The sequence below is a fragment of the Streptomyces sp. 7R007 genome, assembly GCF_054850255.1.
In genome coordinates, this window is the sequence record NZ_JBTWMV010000001.1 from 124,261 (window position 1) to 148,832 (window position 24,572).

Consider the following 24,572-nt stretch of genomic DNA (forward strand, 5'->3'; position numbering starts at 1 on the left):
GGCAGATTTAGACCTTGGGGCTTGGTCCTTGGGCGCCGTGGCCCGGCGGTGGCGAGGAGGTGGTCGGCGTGTCCGACGCACAGGCGCCGACGGCCGCGCGGACGCGGGTGGGCCGGCCGCTGCTCTCACTGGCGCTGGCATCGATGATGGACGAGGTCCACGCCCACTCCGGCGCGGTCTACCTGCTGGCTGCGGACGCACCGGTGCTGGAGATGGCGGTGATGGCCGGGCTGCCCCGCGCCTTCGCCGCGCCGTGGGAGCGGGTGGGACTGAGCGCGCCGATCCCGGTGGCCGACGCGGCGCGCGAGCGACGGCTGGTGTGGGTGAGCGGCGAGGAGGAGATGGCGCGAAGCTATCCGCGCATCGCCGTGGTGCTGCCGTATCCCTTCGCGCTGGCGGCCATTCCCGTGGCGACGGAGTCGACGGTCTACGGGGCGGTCTTCGTGACGTGGCCCGGCTCCCATCCGCCGGAGCTGTCCGACCGGGAGCGGGACCATCTGACCGCCTCCTGCGAGCGGCTGGCGATCCGGCTGGCACGGGCGCTGGAGGAGAGCGGCCCGCTGCCGCCGGAGCCCGATCTGCTCGCCGCGACGCCGATGGCGGGGGCGGCCGGCACGCTGGGCACGGTGGAGGCGGCGCGGATGGTCGCCCGGCTGCCGTACGGGCTGTGCTCGCTCGATCTGCACGGGCGGGTCTGCTTCGCCAACGCGGCGGCGGCCGAGCTGATGGGCGTCCCCGTCAGCGCCCTGCTCGGCACCCAGCTGTGGGCGTCGGTGCCGTGGCTCAACGACCCGGTGTACGAGGACCGTTACCGGGCGGCGCTGCTCAGTCAGCAGACCACCTCGTTCGTGGCGCTGCGCCCGCCGGGCGACTGGCTGTCCTTCCGGCTGTACCCGAGCACGACCGGGCTCAGTGTCCGGGTCACCCGGGCCCGCGCGGTGGCCGAGATGAACCGGGCCGCGCCGCAGGCCGGGGACGCGCCGGCCCGGCTGGTCACCATCTCGCAGGTGCTGTCGCTGGCCGGCGCGCTCACCGAGGCCGCCGGTGTGCAGGACGTGGTGCAGCTCGTGGCGGACGAGATCGCGCCCGCCGTGGGCAGCCAGGCGCTGGTCGTCCTCGGGTCCCGGGCCGGGCGGCTGCACGTCCTGGGGCACCGCGGCTACCCCGACCCGCACGTCGTGGAACGCTTCGACGGGCTGCCGCTGGCCGAGCAGACACCCGGCACACACGCGCTCAACACCGGAGTGCCCGCCTTCTACGAGTCACGGCAGCAGCTGGAGCGCCTGTATCCGCAGCGGCACGCCACCCCCGACGGCTTCGCGGCCTGGGCGTATCTGCCGCTGATCGCCTCCGGGCGGCCGGTGGGCACCTGTGTGCTGGCCTACGCCGAGCCGCACCCCTTCCCCGCGGACGAGCGGGCGGTGCTCACCAGCCTGGGCGGGCTGATCGCGCAGGCCCTGGAGCGCGCGCAGCTGTACGACGCCAAGCACCAGCTGGCGCACGGTCTGCAGGCCGCGCTGCTGCCGCACTCGCTGCCGCCGCTGCCCGGCGTTCAGGCCGCGGCGCGCTATCTGCCGGCCACCCAGGGCATGGACATCGGCGGCGACTTCTACGACCTGGTGCCGATCGCCGGCGGGGCGGCGGCGGTCATCGGGGACGTGCAGGGGCACAACGTCACCGCGGCGGGGCTGATGGGGCAGATCCGCACCGCCGTGCGCGCGTACACGACCGTCGGGCAGAGTCCCGGGGAGGTCATGCGCAGCACCAACCGGCTGCTGACCGACCTCGGCGCCGACCTGTTCGCGAGCTGTCTGTATCTGCGGCTGGATCCGGCGCACGGCCGGGCCGTGATGGCGCGGGCCGGTCACCCGCCGCCCCTGCTGCTGCGGCCGGACGGCCGGGTGCGGGTGCTGGACCTGGCCGGGGGTCCGCTGCTCGGCATCGACGGCCCGGCCGGCTATCCGACCACGGAGGTCGCCCTCACCCCCGGCTCGGTGCTCGCCCTCTACACCGACGGGCTGATCGAGTCGCCCGGCGTCGACATCGAGGACGCGCTCGCGGACCTGGGAGAGCTGCTCGCCGCCGCCGGTGACCAGCCGCTGGAGCGGCTGGCCGACCATCTGGTGGGGCACAGCGCGGCGGCCCGGGAGCGGCTGGACGACGTGGCGCTGCTGCTGCTCAGGGCGGGCTGAAGCACGCGGTGCGGCCCGGCCCTCCCGCCGGAGGGCCGGGCCGTCCACTGCCGGCCGGAACCGCGGGTGAGGCCGGTCAGTGGGTCCGGGTGGAGGGCGATCAGTGGGTCCGGGTGAGGGACGAGCCGTCGTCCGCGCCGGTACCGGACTCGTCACCGGTGCCCGCGCCGGACTGGTCCTGGGCTCCCGACTGGTCGCCGGCGGCGTCGCTCGCCGTCGCGGACGGGTCGGCCGCGCCGCCGACGCCGTCGCCGCCCGCCTGGTCGCCGGTGCCGTCGCTCGCGGTCGCCGACGGGTCGGCCGTACCGGCCTGGTCGCCCGCGCCCGCCCCGGCACCGCCGTCGCCCAGCGTGGCGCCCGTGGCCTGCAGGGCCGTGGTCACCGGCTGGAAGAAGGTCTCGCCGCCGTTGGTGCAGTCGCCGCTGCCCCCGGAGGTCATGCCGATCGCGCTGCCGTCCTGCGTGAACAGCGAGCCGCCGCTGTCCCCGGCCTCCGCGCAGACGTCGGTCTGGATGAGGCCGGTGACGGTGTCGACGCCGCCCGGGTCGGTCTCGCTCTGGAAGTTGACGGTGGCGTCGAGACCGGTGACCGTGCCGTCGTGCAGGCCGGTCGTGCTGCCCATGCGGAAGACCTGCTCGCCGACGGTGGCCTCGGCGGCCTGGGTGATCTGGACCGTCTGGCCGCCGCCGACGTTGACCTCGCTGGGCGCCTGCGTGGTGGGGTCGTCGTACTTGACCAGGGAGAAGTCGCCGTCGCCAGGGAAGGTGGCCTGGTCGACGGTGGCGATGGGCTGGCCGTCCTGGGAGTCGGACCACTGCTGGGCGGCGACACCGCAGTGACCCGCCGTCAGGAAGGCCGGACTGCCGTCACTGGCGGTGACGTTGAAGCCGAGGGAGCAGCGGACGGTGCCGCCCTCCGCCTGGGCGAAGATGGCGTCGCCGCCGGAGACCAGCGTCTTGAAGGTGCCGGAGGACTTCTTCAACGTCGCCATGCCCGAACCGAGCTTCTGGACCGTCGACTCCAGCCGGTCCCACTGGGACCCGGTGACCGTGCTGTCCGCGGTCACCAGCAGCTTGTTGGTCTTGGGGTCCATCGCCCAGGCGGTGCCCGGGATGCTGGCGTCGGCCTTCAGGGTCTGCGCGCCGGCCTTCAGCGCGGCGAGGCTGTTGGCGACCTCGCGGACCTTCGCACCCGCCTTCTTCGCCTGCACGACCACGTTGTTGTCGCCGGATATGACGTTGACGACGAGCTGCCGGCTGCCGGAGTCGTAGTAGGAACCGGCGAAGGCGTCGCCGAGCTGGTCCTGCAGCTGCGAGGCGAGGTCCGAGGCGTCCGTCGCCTTCAGGGTCTTGGGCGCGGCGTTGTTCGAAGCACCGTCCTGGGACGCGTTGGCGTTGGGGAGCAGGATGGCGGCCGCGCCGAGCGCCACGACGCCGCCTGCCGCGATCGCGGCCTTGCGCTTCGGAATTCGCTTGTGACTCAAACTTCTCGACCTCCTGAGGGACCGGAGTCTCGTGCCGCCGGTCGGCAGCTGTTCGGGGCGCCTGGATGGCTGTAGGTACGCAGGGGTCGGGTGGGGCGTTCAATTCCGTTTGCGAACTCCCGCGCCGCAGCGCCGAATCGGCCATGACCGGCGTCGGGGGCAGCGGCGCCGGGAACAATCCGCCATATGACGATGAGCACCGCCGAAGCCGACAAGATCCTCGCCGACAACTTCGCCCCCTGGGTGCTCGACCTGGGACTGCGCGTCGAGGCGGTGGGAGCCGACCGGGCGACCTTGCGGCTGCCCTGGTCACCGCGGTTGTCCAGGGAGGGCGGCGGGCTGTCGGGGCAGGCGTTGATGGCCGCCGCGGACACGGCCACGGTGATCGCGGTGTCGGCGGCCCGCGGGTCCTACGGACCGATGACGACGGTGCAGCAGTCGACGTCGTTCCAGCGCGCGGTGACCGGTTCGGATGTCCTGATCGAGGCGGTGCTCACCAAGCTGGGCCGCCGCATGGCGTTCGCCGACATCACCATGACCGCCAAGACCTCGGGTGAACTCGCGGCACGCGCGAGCACGGTCTACGCACTTCTGGGCTGACACGGTCCGCGTCCGGTCGGTGACGGTCCGTTGTGAACACGGACCTGAATCACGGCTCCAGAGAATCTGCACACGGAATGCCCAACGGAGTCACCGTGCGCGGAGGTTCTGCACATGCCCGCGCACGCGCTCACGCCATTGAGGCGGGAGTGTCGGATTCGCCGAGCGACCGGCAAGCACGGGGAGGAGCCGATGCCGTGACGCTTGTGAAGAACTCGCCAGCGAGCCGTGCGCACACCTGCACCAAACGAGCCGTCCGGGACTCAAGTTGCCTGGTGAGGCAGGTGGTTGATTGGAAGCGTGCGCCCGCAGCGTGCTTTGATCCATCGCACCGCGGGAGCCGCCAGGGGCTTTCCGGAAACGGGCGTCCGGCGCCCGCGGTCGCGGCCGTCGCTCTGTCCCCAGAGGGGGCCGCTCCCCCCTTGTGAAATATCCATATGAAGGGAAGTTCCATCATGAACTCCACCCCCCAGGTTGAGACCGTCGAGATCTCCGACGCCGAGCTCGACAACGTCTCCGGCGGCCTCTCCGTGAACGCCCTCGGCACCGTCACCAACCTGGTGGACGGCGTCGCCCCGGTTTCCGGCCTGGTCGACACGGTCGTCGGCACCGTCGAGGGTGTCACCGGCCTGAACACCGCCCCGGTCACCAACCTGGTCGCCGGTCTCTGATCGCACCTTTGTGATCGTCGGGTCCCGGAGCCGTCTGCCGGCTCCGGGGTTTCCCGCTGCCTTGAACCAGCCGGCTCGCCCGAGCCGGTCCTCAGTCGTTTTCAGGTGAGACTCGTTTTCCCGTGAGTCTTGTTCTCAGGTGAGGGAAACGTCCGTGCAGTTCCGCCAACAGGCCCTCGCCAAGCTCCAGTCGCCCGAAGAGCTCGACCTTCCGGTGCGCTTCGCCCGTCCCCAGGGCTGGCTCGTGCTGTCCGTGTCGCTCATCGCCATGGCGGCGGCCTCGGTGTGGGCGGTGACCGGCTCGGTGGCCTCCACGGTCAGCGCGCCCGCCATCCTCACGCACGCGGAGGGCAGTTACATCCTGCAGAGCCCCGTCGCGGGCCAGGTCACCGCGGTCGTGGCGAAGGAGGGCGAGCGGCTGCCGGCCGGCTCCCCCGTCCTGAAGGTCCGCACCAGCCAGGGCGACACCGTCGTGCGCACGGTCGCCGCGGGCCGTGTCACCGCGCTGGCCGCGACGATCGGCCAGATCATCTCCACCGGCGCCAACGTGGCCGCCATGGAGAAGGTCGCCCACGCCTCCGACCCGCTGTACGCCACCGTGTACGTGCCCGCGGAGAACGCGGCCTCCATCCCCGCCGACGCGGCCGTCGACCTGACCGTCTCCTCGGTCCCCACCGAGCAGTACGGCGTGCTGCGCGGCCATGTGAAGTCGGTGGACCGCTCCGCGCAGTCGGCCCAGCAGATCGCCGCCTTCCTCGGGGACAGCCAGCTGGGCGAGCAGTTCACCAAGAAGGGCCGGCCGGTGGCCGTCCTGGTGAGGCTGGACAAGTCGGCCGCCACGAAGAGCGGTTACCGGTGGTCGTCCAAGGACGGGCCGCCGTTCGACCTCACCTCCATGACCCTGGCCTCGGGTTCCATCCGGCTGGCCGACCAGCGTCCCGTCGATTGGCTGCTGCCGTGAGCACCGCACAGGAGACCCGCAGCCGGCGCCGCTCCGCGCCGCCCAAGCGCCCCGTCCCCAAGGGCAGGGGGAAGACCGTCCGCACCCCCACCGTCCTGCAGATGGAGGCCGTGGAGTGCGGCGCCGCCTCCCTGGCGATGGTGCTCGGCCACTACGGCAGGCACGTGCCGCTGGAGGAGCTGCGCATCGCCTGCGGTGTCTCGCGCGACGGCTCCCGCGCCAGCAACCTGCTGAAGGCGGCACGCAGTTACGGCCTGACGGCCAAGGGCATGCAGATGGACACGGCCGCCCTCGCCGAGGTGAGGACGCCGGCCATCCTGTTCTGGGAGTTCAACCACTACGTCGTCTACGACGGCATGGGCCGCCGCTTCGGCCGGCGCGGGGTGTACATCAACGACCCCGGCAAGGGCCGCCGGTTCGTGCCCATGGAGGACTTCGACGGCAGCTTCACCGGCGTCGTGCTGGTCATGGAGCCCGGCGAGGGCTTCACCAGGGGCGGCCGCAAGCCCGGCGTCCTCGGTGCGATGCCGGCCCGGCTGCGCGGCACGGCGGGCACGATGCCGGCCGCGGTGCTGGCGAGCCTGCTGCTGGTCGTGGTGGGCGCGGCGGTGCCGGCGCTCAGCCGCACCTACATCGACATGTTCCTGATCGGCGGGCAGACGTCGCTGCTGGGCGTGCTGTTCACGTCGATGGGCGCGTGCGTGCTGTTCACCGTGGTGCTGACCTGGTTGCAGCAGGCGAACCTGCTGCACGGCCGCATCATCTCCTCCACCCTCTCCAGCGCCCGCTTCCTGCGCCATCTGCTCAGGCTGCCGGTGACGTTCTTCGCCCAGCGCAGCCCGGCCGACCTGGTGCAGCGCCTGCAGTCCAACGACCAGGTGGCCGAGACCCTGGCCCGCGACCTGGCGGCGGCCGGCGTGGACGCGGTGGTCGTGGTGCTGTACGCGGTGCTGCTCTACACCTACGACCCGCAGCTGACGTACGTCGGCATCGGGGTGGCGCTGCTGAACGTCGTCGCGATGCGCGTGGTGGTGAAACTGCGCGCGACGCGGACGGCGAAGCTGCGCGCGGACAGCGCCCGGCTGACCAACACCGCCTACACGGGCCTGCAGTTGATCGAGACGATGAAGGCGACCGGCGGCGAGGACGGCTACTTCCGCAAGTGGGCCGGGCAGCACGCCACCACGCTGGAGGAGCAGCAGCGCCTGGGCGTGCCCAGCGCCTGGCTGGGCGTGGTCGCGCCCACGTTGGCCTCGCTCAACAGCGCGGTGATCCTGTGGATCGGCGGTATGCGCGCGGTCGAGGGCGGCATCTCGGTGGGCCTGCTGGTCGCCTTCCAGTCGCTGGTCACCCGTTTCACCGCGCCGATCACCCGCCTCAACGGCGTCGCGGGCCGCATCCAGGACTTCGCCGCCGACGTGGCCCGTCTGAAGGACGTGGAGAACTTCCAGGCCGACCCGCTCTACGGCCGCCCCGGCGCCGGCGACTCCACGCGCCGCCTGCACGGCCACGTCGAACTGCAGAACATCACCTTCGGCTACAACCCGCTCGACAAGCCGCTGCTCACGGGCTTCGACCTCACGGTGGGCCCCGGTCAGCAGGTCGCCCTCGTCGGCGGCTCGGGCAGCGGCAAGTCCACCGTGTCCCGGCTCATCTCGGGCCTGTACGCCCCCTGGGAGGGCGTGATCCGCATCGACGGGCAGCGCCTGGACGACATCCCGCGCGGCGCGCTCGCGGCCTCCGTCTCCTTCGTCGACCAGGAGGTGTTCCTGTTCGAGGGGTCGGTGCGCGACAACGTGGCGCTGTGGGACCCGTCGATCCCGGACGACGCGGTGGTGGAGGCGCTGCGGGACGCGGCCCTGTACGACGTCGTGATGCGCCGGCCCGGCGGCATCCACAGCCGGGTCGAGCAGGACGGCCGCAACTTCTCCGGCGGGCAGCGCCAACGCCTGGAGATCGCGCGGGCGTTGGTGCGCCGGCCCAGCATCCTGGTGCTGGACGAGGTGACCAGCGCGCTGGACGCGGAGACCGAGCTGGTCGTGATGGACAACCTGCGCCGGCGCGGCTGCGCCTGCGTGGTGATCGCACACCGGCTCAGCACCGTGCGCGACAGCGACGAGATCGTCGTCCTCGAGCACGGGACGATCGTGGAACGCGGGCGGCACGAGGAGCTCGTCGCGCGCGGCGGCGCGTACGCGGCGCTGGTCAGGGAACGGTGAGATGACGACCCCCCAAGAAGGCGACCTCGTCCTCGGCGCGCTCGGCGCCCTGGGCACGCCGATCGACTGCTCCGGCCACAGCCGGCTGGACCTGGAGGGCCCGCAGGTGCTGTGGCTGGTCGCGGCCGGCAGCCTCGACCTGTTCGCGGTGGACGCCGCGGCGCAGGGCCACTGGCACCACCTCGGCCGGCTGGAGGCGGGCTCGCTGCTGCTCGGTCCCGTCGCGGGACCGCAACACACCCTCGTCGCCCGGCCGTTGCGCGACTGCGTGGTGCACCGCATCGGGCTGCGCGAGCTGCACCAGCCGGCGACCACGCAGACCTGGTCCTACGACGAGTACGGCAACCCGCAGTACGTGCCGCCCACGACGAGCCCGCTGGAGTACGCCCTCGCGCTGGGCGTGGGCCGCAGCCTGTCCATCCTCTTCCAGGCACCGATGGCGAGTGAGCGGGCCGCGGAGGTCACCGATGACGACGTGTTCTGGATGCAGGTGCCGCCCGGCAGCGTCCAGTACGGCTCGCTCTACGGCGCCGAGGCCGCGGCCGACCTGCTGATGGACCCGGCGGTGTGGCAGTCCATGGTCGACCAGCAGTACCGGCTGCTGACCACGCTGGACCGCTGGATCGAGCAGTTGGAGCGCACCCACGAGACCCGCACCGCCGCCGGCATCAGGGCCGGTGAGGCGGTGCGCGCCCAGGCCGACCGGACGCTGCTGGCGTCCATCGGCAAGGGCTCCGCCCAGCGCGCGACGGCGGCCGACGCGGACGCGAGCTACGCGGCCTGCAAGCTGGTCGCCGACGCGGCCGGGATCACGCTGGCGGACCCCGCGCAGGGCGGCGCCGAGAGCGACCGCCTGGACCCGGTGGAGCGGGTCGCGATCGCCTCGCGGGTGCGCACCAGGGCCGTACGCCTGGACGGGACCTGGTGGCGCGACAACGTCGGGCCGCTGGTGGGACACCGGGCGCTGTCCGGGGCGCCGGTCGCGTTGCTGTGGCGGCGCGGCGGCTATGTGGCGGTGCATCCGGCGACCGGTCGCGAGACGCCGATCGAGAAGGCCAACGCCGAGGAGTTCGAGCCGCGCGCGGTGATGTTCTACCGGCCGCTGCCGGAGCGGACGCTCAGCCCGCTGCGCCTGCTGCGGTTCAGCATGCGCGGCACCCGCGCCGACCTGACCAACCTCCTGGTCAGCGGTCTGGTGACGGTGGCGATCGGCGCGCTGGTGCCGATCGCCACCGGCAAGGTGCTCGGCGAGTTCGTGCCGAAGGCGCAGACGGGCCTGATCGCGCAGGTGTGCCTGGCGGTGATGCTCACCAGCGTGGTGGCCGCGGCCTTCATGCTGCTGGAGAACCTCACCATCCTGCGCCTGGAGGGCCGTATCGAGGCCACCCTCCAACCGGCCGTGTGGGACCGCCTGCTGAGGCTGCCGACGAAGTTCTTCAGCGAGCGCTCGACCGGTGAGCTGGCGAGCGCGGCCATGGGCATCAGCGCGATCCGCCGCATGATGGCGGGCATCGGCCCGGTCGTCGCCCAGTCGGTCACCGTCGGCGCGATGAACCTCGGCCTGCTGTTCTGGTACAGCCCCTCGATGGCGCTGGCCGCCATCGGCATGCTGGTCGTCATCGCCGGCGCGTTCCTCGGCCTCGGTCTGTGGCAGGTGCGCTGGCAGCGGCGGCTGGTCGTGCTCACCAACAAGCTCAACAACCAGGCGTTCCAGACCCTGCGCGGACTGCCGAAACTGCGGGTGGCGGCCGCCGAGAACTACGCGTACGCCGCCTGGGCCGCGCAGTTCGCGCGCAGTCGCGAGCTCCAGCAGAAGGTCGGCCGGATCAAGAACCTCACCACGGTGATGGGCGCCGTCTACCTGCCCGTGTGCACCCTGCTGATGTTCATGCTGCTGGCGGGCCCGGCGCGCGGGGCGATGTCCGCGGCGGCGTTCCTCACCTTCAACACCTCCGTGACGATGCTGCTCACCTCGGTCACCCAGCTGACCGGGGCGTTCGTGTCGATGGTGGCCGCGCTGCCGCTGTTCGAGGAGATCAAGCCGGTGCTGGAGGCGACCCCGGAGGTGCGCACGGCCAGCACCCGGCCGGGCCCGCTGTCGGGTGCCGTCGAGGCCCGCCGGCTGTCGTTCCGGTACTCCGACGACGGCCCGCTGGTCCTGGACGACGTGTCGTTCGAGGTGCGCCCGGGCGAGTTCGTGGCGATCGTCGGCCCGAGCGGCTGCGGCAAGTCGACGCTGCTGCGGCTGCTGATCGGCTTCGACCGGCCGGTCTCGGGCAGCGTGCTGTACGACGGCCAGGACCTGGCCGCCCTCGACCAGTCCGCCGTACGCCGTCAGTGCGGTGTGGTGCTCCAGCACGCACAGCCGTTCACCGGCTCCATCCTCGACGTCATCTGCGGCACCGAGCCCTACACACCCGAGGAGGCGATGGCGGCGGCCGAGATGGCGGGTCTGGCCGAGGACATCAAGCGGATGCCGATGGGCCTGCACACGATCGTCTCCGGCAGCGGGTCCGTCTCCGGCGGCCAGCGCCAGCGCCTCATGATCGCGCAGGCGTTGATCCGCCGGCCGAGGATCCTCTTCTTCGACGAGGCGACCAGCGCCCTCGACAACGAGACGCAGCGCACGGTGATCGAGTCGACCAAGGCCCTCAACGCCACCCGCATCGTCATCGCGCACCGCCTGTCGACGGTGCTGGACGCCGACCGGGTGATCGTGATGGAGGACGGCAAGGTCGCCCAGCAGGGGCCGCCCGCGCAGTTGCTCGCGGACACCGGCGGGCGGCTGCACGAGCTGGTGCGGCGGCAGCTGGCGTAGCGGTCAGTCCAGGCCGGGGACGGGGGCCCCGGAGGGCACGCCGGCCTCGATGTAGCCGGCGTAGAACTCCTTCCAGCCGGCGCTCGCCCCGGCCCGCGGGCCGGGCAGCCGCTCGCCGCGGGTCCAGGCGTCGAGGGCGGCCAGGCACACCTCCCAGCCGGCGCCGTTGCGGGCGGCGGTGTCGGCGGACCGCAGGACGTTGGTCAGGGTGAAGCGGGTGCGCCCGGCGTCCAGGGCCTCCAGGTCGAAGCGGAGTTCGTCGCCGCCCCACTCGAAGGACAGGTGGCGCGGCTCGTCCAGGGCGAGGACCCGGCCCGTGGACTCGGGCATGTTCGGGTCGCCGCCGAAGGTGATGGTGCCGCCGGGGCGCGGGTCGATCTCGGCGCGGGAGGGGAACCAGTGGGCCAGTTCCCCGGCGTCGGTGACGAACTGCCAGACACGCTCGATGGGGTGGTCGTAGACGCGGCTGAAGCGGACGGCCGGGCGGCCGTCGTCCAGGGTCAGATAGGTGCCGGTGAGGTCAGCGGCCATGGGGATCAGTCCTTCGGGGCGGGTTCCTCGGGCGCGTCCGGCGCCGTCTCGTCCAGGCGCCGGCCCAGGGCGTCCAGGCTGCGGTTCCACAGTGCGCGGTAGGGCGCGAGCCAGGCGTCCAGCTCGGCGATGGGGGCGGGGTCGAGGGCGTAGACACGGCGCTGGGCGTCCTGCCGGACCCGTACGAGGCCCGCCTCCCTGAGCACCTTCAGGTGCTTGGAGGTGCCGGGCTGGCTCAGGCCGCACGCCTCCACGATCTCGCCGACGGACCGCGGCCGCTCCAGGAGCAGCCCGATGATGGCCCGCCGGTGGGGATCGGCGAGCGCGGTCCAGAGGGCGGCGTCGGACATGGGGACCAATATGCCTCGCTGGTTATATTCCCGCCAAGGAATAAGAGAGGGACGCCACATCTAGCGAAACGTTGCCGTTTCGCTGAGCGGCGTCTAGGCTGCTGCTGTACGAAACCGTTTCGTTTACGGACTCGTCGTCCAGCTCGAACGACTTCCCTGGAGTGGTTCTCCATGTCCCAGAAGACCCTCGCCGAGGACGCCTCCGTCGGCGCGTCCGGCGGCACCGAACCCGCCGCGTCGCCGAAGCGGTGGTGGATCCTGGCGGTCATCGCCCTCGCGCAGCTGATGGTGGTGCTCGACGCGACCATCGTGAACATCGCGCTGCCCTCCGCCCAGCAGGACCTCGGCTTCTCCGACGGCAACCGGCAGTGGATCGTCACCGCGTACGCGCTGGCGTTCGCCTCGCTGCTGCTGCTCGGCGGCCGGATAGCCGACCTCTTCGGCCGCAAGACGGCCTTCCTCGTCGGCGTCGCCGGCTTCGCCGCCGTCTCCGCCCTGGGCGGCGCCGCCAACGGCTTCGGCATGCTGGTCACCGCCCGCGCCCTGCAGGGTGCCTTCGGCGCGCTGCTCGCACCGGCCGCGCTCTCGCTGCTGAACACCACCTTCACCGACGTCCGCGAACGCGCCCGCGCCTTCAGCGTGTACGGCGCCATCGCCGGCGCCGGCGGCGCGGTGGGCCTGCTGCTCGGCGGCGTGCTGACCGACGCCTTCGACTGGCGCTGGACGCTGTACGTGAACGTCGTCATCGCCGTGGTCGCCTTCGCCGGCGGCTGGATGCTGCTGGCCAACCACCGCGACGCCGCGAACGGCAAACTCGACGTGCCGGGCACGGTGCTGGTCGCCGCCGGCCTGTTCTCCCTCGTCTACGGCTTCTCCAACGCCGAGACGCACGACTGGGGTTCGCCGCTGACCTGGGGCTTCCTGATCGCCGGCGGACTGCTGCTGGCGGCCTTCGCCTGGTGGCAGACCCGGGCCGCACACCCGCTGCTGCCGCTGCGCATCCTGCTCGACCGCGACCGCGCGGCCTCCTTCCTCGCGGTGCTGATCTCCGCCGGCGGCATGTTCGGCGTGTTCCTCTTCCTCACCTACTACCTGCAGCTCAACCTCGGCTTCAGCCCGACCAAGACGGGTGTGGCGTTCCTGCCGATGGTGGGCGCCCTGATGGTGGCGGCCCAGCTGGGCACCACGGTCCTGCTGCCGCGCATCGGCCCCAAGGCGCTCGTCCCGTTGGGCTTCGCCGTCGCCGCGGCCGGCATGGCCTGGCTCACCGGGATCGGGGTCGGTTCGAGCTACGTCAGCGCGGTGCTGCCCCAGCTGATCGTGACCGGCGCGGGCCTCGGCCTGGTCATGCCGGTGACCATGCAGCTGGCGACCGGCGGGGTGACGGCCGAGGACGCGGGCGTGGCCTCCGCGACCGTCAACGCCATGCAGCAGGTGGGCGGTTCGATCGGCACCGCGCTGCTGAACACGCTCGCCGCGTCCGCCGCGACCGACTACCTGGCCGGGAGGGACGCCACCAGCAAGCTGGTTCAGGCCCAGGCGACGATCGAGAGCTACACCACCGCGTTCTGGTGGTCGGCGGGCATGTTCGCCGCCGGTGCCGTGATCGCCGGCCTGCTCTTCCGGCGCGGGGTGCCGCAGCAGACCACCGACACCGTCCAGGTCGTCCACATGTGACGACCATGAGCCGAGCCGCCCTGGTCCGAGGGGCCGCCGTCCGCAGGGAGACGGCGGCCCCTCCCCTGTGCCCGCGCTCCGCGCCGGCCGCGCCGCGAACGACCTGCGTGGGAACGGCGGTAAGTGGGTACCCACGGGCCCATGCGAATCAGCGTGGTGGATGTGGGGTCGAACACGGTCCGGCTGGTGGTGGCCGACGCGGAGGACGGAGTGCCGTTGCCGGTCCACACCGCCAAGTGGCGGCTGCGGCTGTCGGAGCAGGTCGAGCCCAGCGGCGAGATCCCGCCGGAGGCCGTGGAGCGGCTGGTCGTGGCGGTCGCCGAGGCGAGCCGGACCGCGGCCAAGTGGGGTGCGAGCGGCCCCCTCGCCTTCGCGACCGCCGTGGTGCGCGCCGCCCCCAACCGGGAGGAGGTGCTGCGCACCGTGCGCACCCGCACCGGCGTCGGGCTGTGCACCCTGCCGGGCGAGGTGGAGGCCGAGCTGACCTTCCTCGCCGCGCGCCGCTGGATGGGCTGGCGCTCGGGGCCGCTGGCGCTCATGGACATCGGGGGCGGTTCGCTGGAGGTGGCCTTCGGCCGCGGCCGGCTGCCGGACTTCGTCGCCTCGCTGCCGCTCGGCGCGGGACGGCTGACCAGGGAGTACTTCGCCGGCCAGGACCCGCCGACGCCGGAGCAGGTACGCGCCCTCAGACGCAAGGTCCGCCACCAGCTGCGTGACGTGGCCGCGCGGATCCGCTGGGAGGGACCCCGCACGGCGGTGGTCACCTCCCGCACGTTCCAGCAGCTGGGCCGGTTGTGCGGTGCCCCGCCCGGGCGGCACGGCCCCTTCGTGGAGCGCCGGCTGCACCGCACGGACCTGCGGGTGGCGATGCACCGGCTGGCGGAGCTGCCCGCGGCCGACCGCGCCCGGCTCCCCGGCATCTCGGCCCCGCGCGCGGTGCAGAGCCTGGCCGGCGCGGTGGTGGGGCACACGGCGATGAAGCTGACCGGGATCAGGACGGTCACCATCTGCCCCTGGGCCATCCGCGAGGGCGTCCTGCTGCGCCACATCGAGGACGGGGCGTCCTGGTGGGCGGAGGTCACCCGGCTCGGCGAGTCGCCCGCTCCCCCGGAGCCGGTACCGCTGCACATCGCGTCGACCCGCACCTGACACCCGCGCCGGTCGCCCGACACCGGACCACCGGCGCTTGATGACCGACACCCGACGACAGGCACCCGACCACTGACACCCGACCACCGACACCCGATGACCGACACACCCGGCCCTCGGCATCCGGCCCTCGGCATCCGGCCCTCGGCATCCGGCCCTCGGCACCCGGCCCTCGGCATCCGACCACCGACACCCGACCACCGGCGGCCTATAACCGGCACACCCGGCCCTCGGCACCCGAACAGCGGCGCCCTATGACCGGAACCCGTCCCTCGGCACCCGGCCATGGACACCGGCCCGTCCGTGTCCGGCCAGCGGCAGCCGACCGCCGGCGTCGCACCGCCGGCACCCCACCATCGAAGGAGGCAACCCGTGACCGACCACAGGAAACCGCCCGAGACGGCCCTCGCGGAGGTCCTGCGCGAGATCGAGGACGCGGAGAAGCGCACCGACCCCGCCGACGACGAGCGCCGTGGGCGTGAGCACGAGGGCGAGGCGGCCGACGCCATCACCCCCAACGCTCGCGCGCAGGAGGAGTCCGAAGGCGACTGAGCCCTACCCGGGAGGCGCGCCCAGGGGCCGCTCGGCCAGCGCCCGCGCCACCCCGTACAGGTTGGCGGCCATGGCCCGGCCCGTACTGCGCGCCCAGTCGTGGCCGCGCTCGTCGTCGAGGTAGTCCGGTCCCGGACCGGGACCCAGGTGCCAGTAGGTCCACGCCTGGCCCGGGATCGTGTAGCCGATGTCGGCGAGCGCGCCCTGGATCTCGCTGATCACATGGTGCGCGCCGTCCTCGTTGCCGGTGACGACCACGCCCGCGACCCGGTTGTAGGCGACGGGCCTGCCGTCGTCGTCGGTCTCGGAGAGCATCGCGTCCATGCGCTCCAGCACGCGCTGGGCGACGGAGGACGGCCGGCCCAGCCAGGTCGGCGAGGCGATGACGAGGATCTGCGAGCCGAGCAGCTTGTCGTGCACCGCCGGCCAGGCGTCGCCCTCCCGTACCGCCTCGCTGGTCACGCCGGGGGCGATGTCCAGGTCGACGGCCCGTACGGTGTCGACGTCCACGCCGTCCTTGCGCAGCTGCTCGACGACGACGCCGGCCAGGGCCTCGGTGTTGGAGGGGGCCGGTGAGCTCTTGAGCGTGCAGTTGATCACGAGTGCCTTCATGCCGCTCCGGGGTACCCCGTGCGGCCGGCTCCACGCGGACGGGTGGCCGGGGCCGGTCCGGGTACCCGGCGCGTATGACGCACGACGAACAAGGACCCCGGCTGCCCTCGGACCGCGGACCGGTCTCCGCCGGCGTGGCCCGGTACCTGATGGGCCGAGGACCGCTGCCGCGCCCCGAGGAGGTGGCGGGCGCACCGGCCTACGGTGACGACCTGCAGCTCGCCCTCTATCTCTGCTACGAACTGCACTACCGCGGCTTCGCGGGTGTCTCGCCGGAGCTCGAGTGGGACCCCGAACTGCTGCGCACGCGCGCGGCCCTGGAACACCGCTACCTGTCCGCCCTGCGCGCCGACGTCCCCGTCCACGAGAGTCTGGACGAGGCCCTGGCGGAGCTGCTGGTCGAGCCTGTCGAGGGCACGGGAGTCAGCCACTTCCTGCGCGACAAGGGCGAGTTGTGGCAACTGCGCGAGTACGCCGCCCACCGCTCCCTGTACCACCTCAAGGAGGCCGACCCGCACGCGTGGGTGCTGCCGCGGCTGTCCGGCAGGGCCAAGGCGGCGATGGCCGCGGTGGAGTTCGACGAGTTCGGCGGCGGCCGTGCCGACCGGGTGCACGCCCGCCTGTTCGCCGACCTGATGACGGATCTGGGCCTGGACACGACGTACGGCCACTACCTGGAGGCGGGTTCGGCCGAGGCGCTGGCCATCGTGAACCTCATGTCCCTGTTCGGGCTGCACCGGTCTCTGCGGGGCGCCCTCGTGGGCCACTTCGCGGCGGTGGAGATCACCTCCTCGCCGGGCTCGCGGCGGCTGGCGGAGGCCATGCGCCGGACCGGCGCCGGACCGGCGGCCGAGCACTTCTACGACGAGCACGTCGAGGCCGACGCCGTGCACGAACAGATCGTGCGGCACGACGTCATCGGCGGGCTGCTCGCCGACGAGCCGCACCTGGCGTCCGACATCGCGTTCGGCATCGACGCCACCGGACACGTCGAGGACCGGTTCGCGGAACGTCTGCTGGACGACTGGCGCGCGGGCCGGTCGTCCCTGCGTTCACACGAGTTTTCCGAAACCTCCTTTATGACCTGAATATGCGGGTACTTGGGCGACGTGAATCCTCTCCTGCTGCCCGGCGTCTACGCCCCCCGTGAAGACACGGCCCTGCTGGCCGACGCCCTGCTCGAAGAACCGCTTCCGCCGAGCGCGGAGGTACTGGACGTAGGGACCGGCAGCGGTGCCCTGGCCCTCCAGGCGGCCCGACTGGGCACGCGGGTGACCGCGGTGGACCTGTCGTGGCGGGCCGTGTGCACCGCGCGTGTGAACGCGTGGCTGGCCGGCCACTCGATACAGGTCCGGCGCGGCAACCTCTTCGCACCGGTGCGCGACCGGTCGTTCGACCTCATCCTCTCCAATCCCCCCTACGTGCCCGCGCCGACCGGCGAGACCGCTCCGCGCGGGCCCGCCCGGGCCTGGGACGCGGGGCGGGACGGCCGGCTCGTGCTGGACCGCATCTGCCGCGAGGCACCGGCCCAACTGCGGCCCGGTGGCGTGCTGCTGCTGGTCCACTCGGCACTCAGCGGCCCCGACACCACGCTCGCGCGCCTGCGGGCGGAGGGCCTGAAGGCGAGCGTGACGCGCCGGCAGCGGATCGCGCTGGGGCCGGTGCTGCGTTCCCGGGAGGGCTGGCTGCGCGAGCGCGGCCTGCTCTCCCCCGCCGACGACAAGGAAGAGCTGGTGGTCGTCCGTGCCGAACTCCCCCTCTGACAGCCCGCGCAGGATCACCATCCAGCGCCGCGGACCGCTGCTCGTCGAGGGCCCGGTCGAGGTGGAACTGGAGGACGGCAGCGTCGTCTCCTCCGACCGCTTCCGCGTCGCCCTGTGCACCTGCCGGCGCAGCCGCCGCTTCCCGTGGTGCGACACCAGTCATCGGCAGCGGTCGTGAACTGTCGTGCCCGCGAAGGAAGTCAAGCGAAACGCACCTAATTCACCAGGTCGAGTGAACCAGATCTTGCGGACGCCGCCGCAGGGATGGTGGGCGATCCACCGGGGTAACTACCGTGACCGAACGGGTCCCCGCCTGGGTGGAGCGGCCATGACGCCGGATGCGGACGACCGGGCGGGCGAACCGCCCACGGTGAACGCCCATGCCCGCACCCGCGTGAGCGGCCCGTTCACCGTGGTCGAGGCCGTCGGCGAGATCGATCTGGCCACCGCGGGACTCCTCGCCGACCAGCTGAACGCGGCGACGGCGGCACCGCGGCCGGACGTCCTGGTCGACCTGCGGGGCGTGGACTTCTTCGACTGTTCCGGCCTGCGCGTGCTGTGCCGGGCCGAGACGCGGGCCCGGGAGCGGGGCGGCCGGCTGCGCGTCGTCTGCGGGGAGTGGCCCGTGGGCCGGCTGCTGCGCGGCACCGGCCTGCTGGGGCGCTTTCCGCCGCTGTCCGCCGTTCCCGGGGAGTGACACCGGGAGAGGGGCACCGGCAGTGCCGCCGACAGCGATACCGGGGGTCGGCCGGGTGGCCCCACTCCGCCCGACCGCCCCCCGGTGCGAGACCTCCGAGCCCCCGCGGCAAGCGCACGCACTCCCCAACTGCGAGCCGCTTCAGGTGCGCGGGTCCTCGGGATCCCGGTCTCAGAACGCGAAGAGGGCACTCCCGTAGGAGTTCTTCACGCACTCGTTGCCGAAGGTGCGCTCATAGGCGACGCGCTTGCCCTGCCACACGCCGTCCGCGGTCACCACCACGGGGTCGTACTGCTTCGTGCACGGCACGTCGTCTCTGGGTGCCAGGCCCTCCAGGCCGCCCGCGGCGCGCAGTTCGGCGCAGGCCAGGGCGGCCGCCGGGTGGGTGCCGGAGGGCGTCGGGGCGCAGCTGAGGGTGACCGCCCGCTGCGGGGTCGTGGTGGCGGCGCTCTCGCCGTGGCCGACGGTGAGCACCAGGGCGGACGGGGCGTAGAGCGAGGCGGGAGCGGCGGCCGGTTCGGCGAGGGCGGAGCCGGTGAGGGGGCCGCAGACGGCGGTGGCCGTGAGGGCGAGGGTCGCCGCCCAGCGCGCGGGGTTCCGCATGGTGTGCATCCTTCCGCTGGAAACGAGGGTGGTGCCGGATGCGGGCTCGGTGGAGCCGGACCGGCGAGCGCGAGTCTGCCGAGTCCGCTGCGGAAACTCACCTCGACCCCATGCGTTTCAGTAACCTTGCGTGTTGAATCAGTGGCGCGAAGTCACGGAATTCGAACGTGTAACCAGCTCAACCGGGCGGCTCTTGATCGCCTGAAGCAGCCACTTGGCCGATTTCACCCGCCTGAGTAATCGGCCTGAAACATTCCGGTTGAGCCGACAGCGGACCCCCTGACGACCCCTTGCGTTCACGATCTGGCCGAGTAATGGTCATTACATGATTACGACAGAGCAGCGAGAGAAGCTGCGCGGCTGGTTCGCCGGCCGCCTGCCCGACGACCTCTTCGAGGAACTGGCCGAGATCACGGTCGACCGCGAGGAGATCACCGTGATCGGCCGCATCGCCGAACCGCGCCTCGCCGACGACGTCTCGGATGCCGAGCGGGACGCCGCCGTAAGGGGCCGCATCCAGGAGTTCCGGGAGCGCACCCGCGCGGCCCGCGTGGAGGTGGCCCGCGAGGCGGAGCACCGCTTCGGCCGCAAGGTCTCCTGGGGTGTCGAGTGCGGCGGCCGGCGTGCCCTGTACACCCACGTCGCCGCGCCGGTCATGACCCGCCTGCGCCAGCCGGAGCGCCAGGTCCTCGACACCCTGATCGCCGGCGGCGTCGCCCGCAGCCGCAGCGACGCCCTCGCCTGGTGCGTACGGCTGGTCCAGCGCCACACCGACGACTGGCTCACCGAGCTGCGGGAGTCCCTGGAGCACGTCCAGCGGGTACGGGCGCAGGGCCCGGACGCCGAGGAGGTGGCCGATTCCTCCACCGAAGACGCGGAAGATGGATGAAACGTCCTCTGGCCGGGGTCCCGGGCGCCGCCGTACCGTCGGCAGACCCCGCCAGGACGGCGCTCGCGCACGCCGCACACCCCGCGGCGCGCCGGGGCCGCCCTCCCCCGCCGCGCCACGACGCGCTCCACCGCCGATTCCCCGCTGGAGCCCCCTTGTCCCCGCAGCCCGCCGACTCCCCCGCCGCGCCGCCGCCCGCCCTGACCGAGGTCGAGACCCACGGCGTGGAGCGGATTCCCGACGCGGACCGCACCGCGACCCCGCTCGACCTGTTCCGCCTCGCCTTCGGCGGCGCCAACACCTTCTCCACCTGTGTCCTCGGCGCCTTCCCGATCCTGTTCGGCCTCTCCTTCTGGCAGGGCCTGGCGGCCACCGTGCTCGGCGTCGTCGTGGGCGCGCTGATCCTGTGCCCGATGGCCGTGTTCGGGCCGGTCAACGGCACCAACAACGCCGTCTCCTCCTCCGCGCACCTGGGCGTGCACGGCCGCGTGGTCGGCTCCTTCCTGTCCCTGCTGACCGCCGTCGCGTTCTTCTCCCTGTCGGTGTGGAGCTCCGGCGACGCCCTGGTGGGCGGCGCGCACCGGCTCTTCGGCCTGCCGCGCGGCACGCTGTCGTACGCCGTCGCCTACGCGCTGTTCGCGGCGCTGGTGCTCGCGGTGTGCGTGTACGGCTTCCGGTTCATGCTGTTCGTCAACAAGGTCGCCGTGGCCTCGGCGACGGTGCTCTTCCTGCTCGGCGCGATCGCCTTCGCCGGCGACTTCGACCCGTCCTACGCCGGTGTCTTCACCACCTCCGCGGACGCGGCGACCAGGTCGCTGTTCTGGCCGTCGTTCATCGGCGCGGCCCTGATCGTGCTGTCGAACCCGGTCTCCTTCGGGGCGTTCCTCGGCGACTGGTCGCGCTACATCCCGGCCGGCACCCCGCGCCGGCGGGTGATCGGCGCGGCCTTCCTCTCGCAGCTCGCCACGCTGCTGCCGTTCGTCTTCGGCCTGGCGACCGCCAGCATCATCGCCACCAAGGCACCGAAGTACGTCGACCCGGCCGCGCCCGACTTCGTGGGCGGGCTGCTGGCCGTCGCACCGGCCTGGTACTTCCTGCCGGTGTGTCTGCTCGCGCTGATCGGCGGCATGTCGACCGGCACGACCTCGCTGTACGGGACGGGCCTCGACTTCTCCTCGGTCTTCCCGCGGCTGTCGCGGGTGCAGGCGACGGTGCTGGTCGGCGTGGTGTCGATCGCGTTCATCTTCGTCGGCCGGTTCGCCCTCGACCTCGTCCAGTCCATCTCCACCTTCGCCACGGTGATCATCACCTGCACCACGCCGTGGATGGTGGTGATGATGCTCGGCTTCCTCACCCGGCGCGGCTGGTACGACCCGGACGCCCTGCAGGTCTTCAACCGCCGTCAGCGCGGCGGCCGTTACTGGTTCGCGCACGGCTGGAACTGGCGGGGCATGACCGCCTGGTGGGTGGCCGCCCTGACCGGGGTGCTCTTCACGAACATCCCCGGCCAGTTCGTGGGCCCGCTGGGCGACCTGGCGGGCGGCGTCGACATCAGCCTGCCCCTGTCGCTCGCCGTCGCCGCGGTGCTCTACCTGGCGCTGCTGCGGCTGTTCCCGGAACCCCGGGCGGCGTACGGCCCGCTGGGCGCGCGCCTGGCCCGTACCGTCGAGGTGCCGGTGCCGCCGATCACCGGGGCCGCCCCGGACCGTGCCCGCGTTCCGGCCGCGGACGGCAGTTGATCAAGCGGGCCCCCGTGGACGGAGCTGCGCCTACTCACCAGTATCGTCGGTGCAGCGCGTTCTCGACGAGGAGAGGCGGGACCTCGGGATGGCCAGGCACTGGGCGGACTTCCAGTACGAGATCTATCTGAACGGGATGAACGGCACCGTTCCGCGGCTGCCCACCGATCTGACCCGGCTGGAGGAGATGGCCGAGCGCCGGCTCGGCCCCGGCCCCGTCGGGTACGTGGCCGGCAGCGCCGGTGACGGCAGCACGGCGCGGGCCAACCGGGCCGCCCTGGGGCGGCGCCGGATCGTGCCGCGCATGCTGCGGGACGTCCACGAGCGGGACCTGGCGGTCGAGGTGCTGGGCCGCGCCCTGCCCGCGCCGCTGGCCCTGGCGCCGGTCGGGGTGCTGTCGATCATGCATCCGGACGCCGAGTCCGCCGCCGCCCGGGCCGCCGCCGCGCAGGGCCTGCCGTTCGTCCTGTCCTCGGCCTCCAGCACGCCCATGGAACAGGTCGCCGAGGCGATGGGGGATGCCGAGCGCTGGTTCCAGCTGTACTGGCCCAAGGACGTGGAGGTGGCGCGCAGCTTCCTGAACCGGGCGAAGGCGGCGGGGTTCACGGCGCTGGTCGTCACCCTCGACACCCCGCTGCTGTCCTGGCGTCCCCGCGACCTCGACCAGGCGTACCTGCCGTTCCTGCACGGCGTGGGGACCGCCAACTACTTCACCGACCCGGCCTTCCAGGCGGGTCTGGCCAAGCCGGTCGCGGAGGACCCGAACGCGGCCGTGCTGCACTTCGTCGGCATGTTCGCCGACCCCGCCAAGACCTGGCCGGACCTGGCGTTCCTGCGCGAGAACTGGGACGGCCCGATCGTTCTGAAGGGCATCCTGCACCCGGACGACGCCCGGCTCGCCGCCGACGCCGGGATGGACGGCGTCATCGTCTCCAACCACGGCGGCCGCCAGGTCGCCGGGGCCGTCGCGGCGGCGGACGCGCTGCCCCGGGTCGCCGAAGCGGTGGGCGAGCGGCTGACCGTGCTGTTCGACAGCGGGGTGCGCACCGGCGACGACGTGTTCAAGGCGCTCGCGCTGGGCGCGCGGGCGGTCCTCCTCGGGCGGCCGTACGTCTACGGGCTGGGCCTGGACGGGCAGGCGGGCGTCGAGCACGTGATCCGCTGCCTGCTCGCCGAGTTCGACCTCACCCTCGCCCTGTCCGGCCACGCCACCCCCGCCACGATCGGCCCCGCCGACCTGATCGAGGCCCCCGCGTGACCACCACCGCGAAGAAGGCCCTCGCCGTCATCGCCGCGTGTCGAGGGCGAGCGTGAGTGCGGGTCTGCTCGGCCGTGTTCCGCGCCTCGGCGCCGCCGGAGCCGCCGGCGCCCGCCGCGCTCGCCGGGGCAGCCCGGCCGCTGCCCCGACTGCAGCGCACGCTGACCGAGCTGGAGTCCCGGCCCCGGCAACTACGCCGTCCGCCCCGGCAGTTCGGCGGGCCGCGCCGCCGGGCTCCTCGTGCCGGTGATCGACAGCGACCCTGGGCTGGCCGACGACGTCGGGTCGGTCGTCCAGCGCTGGTCGTCGGAGTGGTCGCGGACCTTGACGACGATGTCGGCGCCCGGGTCCCCGGTGGTCGCGGCGAGGGCGAGCTGCTCGTCCCAGCGGGGCAGCAACTCGCCCTGCACGGTGAGGTCGTAGCGCACGTCGTCGCCCCGCCGGCCCTGCTGCGCGGCACACGTGCCGAGGACGACGACGCCGGCGTCCACGTGCGAGTCGAGGCACAGCCCGGGCTCGGCCGCGCTGCGCAGCAGTCCGTCCCCGGTGTACGACCACTGCTGCGTCGGCGCCGAGGAGCACGCCGCCAGTTCGGTGCCGGCGCCGGCCCTGGGCCTGCCCTTGATGTCGAGGCACAGGTCGGCGGCGACGTTGCGCAGCCGGGACTGCCCGGGCACGGCGGGCAGTCCGCCGCCGGAGGAGGACCGGGCGCCGGGGCCCGGGGTGGCGCCGACACCGGCGCTGGTGGAGGCGGCCGGGTCGACGCCGTCGTCGTGCGACCACAGACCGGCCGCGAACATCACCGCGATCAGTCCGGCCGACGCCACGCCCACCCCGGTCAGCAGCGCGCGCGAGGACACCGGCGTTCCCGGGACACGGCGGCCGGCGAGCGGGATGCGCGGCAGGACGCGGTGGCGGGCAGCGCCGTGCCGGGCGCCGGAGCGGCTCGGGGCCGGCTGCTCCCGCGCGCGGCCGGGACGCGAGTCGTGGTAGCGGCGGGCGCCCCAGCCGAGCACCGCCTCCGCGAGGAGCACGCCCAGTCCGCCCTCGAAATGGCTCAGTTGTTCGGCGGCGAATCGGCAGTGGCGGCACTCCGCGAGATGCTGCTGGACGTCCGGCAGCAGTGCGCCGCCGCGGCGAATGGGAACGTCCAGCAGACGGTTGTAGAAGCGGCAATCCTTGCTCGGCGCGAGTTCCCGGTGAGCATGTACACAACCCTCACGGAATTTTTCACGCGCCTGTTCGAGGGCGGCCGACGCGGTCTCGGCGTCCATGCCGAGCAGTCCCGCGGGAACGGTTAACGACTCGGCCTCCACCTCGGTGTGCCACAGCAGGCACCGGGCGAGTCCCGGAAGCGACTGGAATGACCGCTCGGCGAGCTTGCGGTTTTCCGGCGTCATGGACTTCGCCGCCCGCATGCCGCGGCCGCCGGTGGGTTTCTGCAGGTGCGGCAGAACGTCGGATATCTCGTCCTGGGCCGACCAGGCACGCACCGTCTCCCGCACGGCCAGCAGCAGCCGGGGGCGCAGCGCGGCGGCGGACTCGCCGAGCGCCAGCCGGTCCAGGACCTGGTGGAAGGCGGCGGTGGTCACCATGTCGACGGGCCCGTCCGGGGAGGCGAGGCAGATCTCCGCGTACTCCCGGGCCGGCCGCCAGTGGCGTGCCATGAGCAGCGCCACGCAATGGGCGTTCTCGCCGTCACCGCGGCCGCGGAGCCGGGCGGCGAGGTTCTCGTCGGATTCGCTGGGAACACCGCCGGGCGGCGGGTAAGGGGGGCGGGGTGGGTGGGGGGTGGGCACTGAGCGGAT

At 72.9% G+C, this 24,572-nt stretch carries 22 protein-coding genes; 16 read left to right on the forward strand and 6 right to left on the reverse strand.

Annotated elements, in window-relative coordinates; genetic code table 11:
- Positions 1–59 precede the first annotated feature (59 nt).
- Positions 60–2,192, forward strand: a complete 2,133-nt coding sequence (locus ACYF6T_RS00585; protein WP_461693217.1) for a SpoIIE family protein phosphatase — start codon at positions 60–62, stop codon at positions 2,190–2,192.
- Positions 2,193–2,292: 100 nt separating this feature from the next.
- Here the strand turns inward: ACYF6T_RS00585 and ACYF6T_RS00590 are convergent, their stop codons facing one another.
- Positions 2,293–3,675: a S1 family peptidase gene (locus ACYF6T_RS00590; RefSeq protein WP_461692466.1), complete on the reverse strand. Its 1,383-nt coding sequence runs from the start codon at positions 3,673–3,675 to the stop codon at positions 2,293–2,295.
- Between the two features lie 186 nt (positions 3,676–3,861).
- Between ACYF6T_RS00590 and ACYF6T_RS00595 the strand changes: the two genes are divergently transcribed.
- The 5 genes from ACYF6T_RS00595 to ACYF6T_RS00615 all read left to right on the forward strand — a co-directional run bounded on the left by ACYF6T_RS00595 (position 3,862) and on the right by ACYF6T_RS00615 (position 10,944).
- On the forward strand, positions 3,862–4,275 hold the full coding sequence (locus tag ACYF6T_RS00595) for a PaaI family thioesterase (RefSeq protein WP_461692468.1): 414 nt from the start codon (positions 3,862–3,864) through the stop codon (positions 4,273–4,275).
- Between the two features lie 455 nt (positions 4,276–4,730).
- Positions 4,731–4,946: a type A2 lantipeptide gene (locus tag ACYF6T_RS00600; RefSeq protein ID WP_461692469.1), complete on the forward strand. Its 216-nt coding sequence runs from the start codon at positions 4,731–4,733 to the stop codon at positions 4,944–4,946.
- Between the two features lie 154 nt (positions 4,947–5,100).
- A complete protein-coding gene (locus ACYF6T_RS00605; protein ID WP_461692470.1) occupies positions 5,101–5,907 on the forward strand; it encodes an HlyD family efflux transporter periplasmic adaptor subunit in 807 nt (268 codons plus the stop codon).
- Positions 5,904–8,126 carry an NHLP family bacteriocin export ABC transporter peptidase/permease/ATPase subunit gene (locus tag ACYF6T_RS00610; protein ID WP_461692471.1) on the forward strand — a complete coding sequence of 741 codons (2,223 nt, stop codon included), beginning with the start codon at positions 5,904–5,906 and terminating at the stop codon, positions 8,124–8,126. Before ACYF6T_RS00605 ends, ACYF6T_RS00610 begins: the two co-directional genes overlap by 4 nt.
- A 1-nt stretch (position 8,127) precedes the next feature.
- On the forward strand, positions 8,128–10,944 hold the full coding sequence (locus ACYF6T_RS00615) for an NHLP bacteriocin export ABC transporter permease/ATPase subunit (protein ID WP_461692472.1): 2,817 nt from the start codon (positions 8,128–8,130) through the stop codon (positions 10,942–10,944).
- A gap of 3 nt (positions 10,945–10,947) precedes the next feature.
- Here ACYF6T_RS00615 and ACYF6T_RS00620 read toward each other — a convergent pair whose 3' ends face one another.
- Positions 10,948–11,475, reverse strand: coding sequence for an SRPBCC family protein (locus ACYF6T_RS00620; protein WP_461692473.1), 528 nt, complete (start codon positions 11,473–11,475; stop codon positions 10,948–10,950).
- Between the two features lie 5 nt (positions 11,476–11,480).
- Positions 11,481–11,825, reverse strand: coding sequence for an ArsR/SmtB family transcription factor (locus tag ACYF6T_RS00625; protein WP_461692474.1), 345 nt, complete (start codon positions 11,823–11,825; stop codon positions 11,481–11,483).
- A 171-nt stretch (positions 11,826–11,996) separates the two neighbouring features.
- Between ACYF6T_RS00625 and ACYF6T_RS00630 the strand changes: the two genes are divergently transcribed.
- From ACYF6T_RS00630 to ACYF6T_RS00640, 3 genes are all read left to right on the forward strand, one after another.
- Positions 11,997–13,502: an MFS transporter gene (locus ACYF6T_RS00630; protein ID WP_461692475.1), complete on the forward strand. Its 1,506-nt coding sequence runs from the start codon at positions 11,997–11,999 to the stop codon at positions 13,500–13,502.
- Between the two features lie 141 nt (positions 13,503–13,643).
- Positions 13,644–14,651, forward strand: a complete 1,008-nt coding sequence (locus ACYF6T_RS00635; RefSeq protein ID WP_461692477.1) for a Ppx/GppA family phosphatase — start codon at positions 13,644–13,646, stop codon at positions 14,649–14,651.
- A gap of 372 nt (positions 14,652–15,023) precedes the next feature.
- Positions 15,024–15,203 (forward strand): hypothetical protein, encoded by a 180-nt coding sequence (locus tag ACYF6T_RS00640; RefSeq protein WP_461692478.1) that lies wholly within the window; start codon positions 15,024–15,026, stop codon positions 15,201–15,203.
- A 3-nt stretch (positions 15,204–15,206) separates the two neighbouring features.
- Here the strand turns inward: ACYF6T_RS00640 and ACYF6T_RS00645 are convergent, their stop codons facing one another.
- Positions 15,207–15,815, reverse strand: coding sequence for a flavodoxin family protein (locus ACYF6T_RS00645; protein ID WP_461692479.1), 609 nt, complete (start codon positions 15,813–15,815; stop codon positions 15,207–15,209).
- Positions 15,816–15,889: 74 nt separating this feature from the next.
- Between ACYF6T_RS00645 and ACYF6T_RS00650 the strand changes: the two genes are divergently transcribed.
- The 4 genes from ACYF6T_RS00650 (at position 15,890) to ACYF6T_RS00665 (ending at position 18,275) form a co-directional block, all read left to right on the forward strand.
- A complete protein-coding gene (locus tag ACYF6T_RS00650) occupies positions 15,890–16,903 on the forward strand; it encodes an iron-containing redox enzyme family protein (protein ID WP_461692480.1) in 1,014 nt (337 codons plus the stop codon).
- Between the two features lie 21 nt (positions 16,904–16,924).
- Positions 16,925–17,578 carry a HemK2/MTQ2 family protein methyltransferase gene (locus ACYF6T_RS00655; RefSeq protein ID WP_461692481.1) on the forward strand — a complete coding sequence of 218 codons (654 nt, stop codon included), beginning with the start codon at positions 16,925–16,927 and terminating at the stop codon, positions 17,576–17,578.
- A complete protein-coding gene (locus ACYF6T_RS00660; RefSeq protein WP_461692482.1) occupies positions 17,559–17,756 on the forward strand; it encodes a CDGSH iron-sulfur domain-containing protein in 198 nt (65 codons plus the stop codon). The genes ACYF6T_RS00655 and ACYF6T_RS00660 overlap by 20 nt, the downstream gene beginning before the upstream one ends.
- A 150-nt stretch (positions 17,757–17,906) precedes the next feature.
- Positions 17,907–18,275 (forward strand): STAS domain-containing protein, encoded by a 369-nt coding sequence (locus tag ACYF6T_RS00665; RefSeq protein WP_461692483.1) that lies wholly within the window; start codon positions 17,907–17,909, stop codon positions 18,273–18,275.
- A gap of 171 nt (positions 18,276–18,446) precedes the next feature.
- On the opposite strand, the gene ACYF6T_RS00670 is transcribed toward ACYF6T_RS00665, so the two are convergent.
- Positions 18,447–18,878 carry a protease inhibitor gene (locus tag ACYF6T_RS00670; protein WP_461692484.1) on the reverse strand — a complete coding sequence of 144 codons (432 nt, stop codon included), beginning with the start codon at positions 18,876–18,878 and terminating at the stop codon, positions 18,447–18,449.
- 325 nt (positions 18,879–19,203) lie between these two features.
- Here ACYF6T_RS00670 and ACYF6T_RS00675 point away from each other — a divergent pair, with 325 nt between their 5' ends.
- From ACYF6T_RS00675 to ACYF6T_RS00685, 3 genes are all read left to right on the forward strand, one after another.
- Positions 19,204–19,767: a hypothetical protein gene (locus tag ACYF6T_RS00675; RefSeq protein ID WP_461692486.1), complete on the forward strand. Its 564-nt coding sequence runs from the start codon at positions 19,204–19,206 to the stop codon at positions 19,765–19,767.
- A 155-nt stretch (positions 19,768–19,922) separates the two neighbouring features.
- Positions 19,923–21,506 carry a purine-cytosine permease family protein gene (locus tag ACYF6T_RS00680; RefSeq protein ID WP_461692488.1) on the forward strand — a complete coding sequence of 528 codons (1,584 nt, stop codon included), beginning with the start codon at positions 19,923–19,925 and terminating at the stop codon, positions 21,504–21,506.
- 88 nt (positions 21,507–21,594) lie between these two features.
- Positions 21,595–22,764 carry a lactate 2-monooxygenase gene (locus ACYF6T_RS00685; RefSeq protein WP_461692490.1) on the forward strand — a complete coding sequence of 390 codons (1,170 nt, stop codon included), beginning with the start codon at positions 21,595–21,597 and terminating at the stop codon, positions 22,762–22,764.
- Positions 22,765–22,955: 191 nt separating this feature from the next.
- Here the strand turns inward: ACYF6T_RS00685 and ACYF6T_RS00690 are convergent, their stop codons facing one another.
- Positions 22,956–24,563, reverse strand: a complete 1,608-nt coding sequence (locus ACYF6T_RS00690) for an RICIN domain-containing protein (protein ID WP_461692492.1) — start codon at positions 24,561–24,563, stop codon at positions 22,956–22,958.
- Between the last annotated feature and the right edge of the window lie 9 nt (positions 24,564–24,572).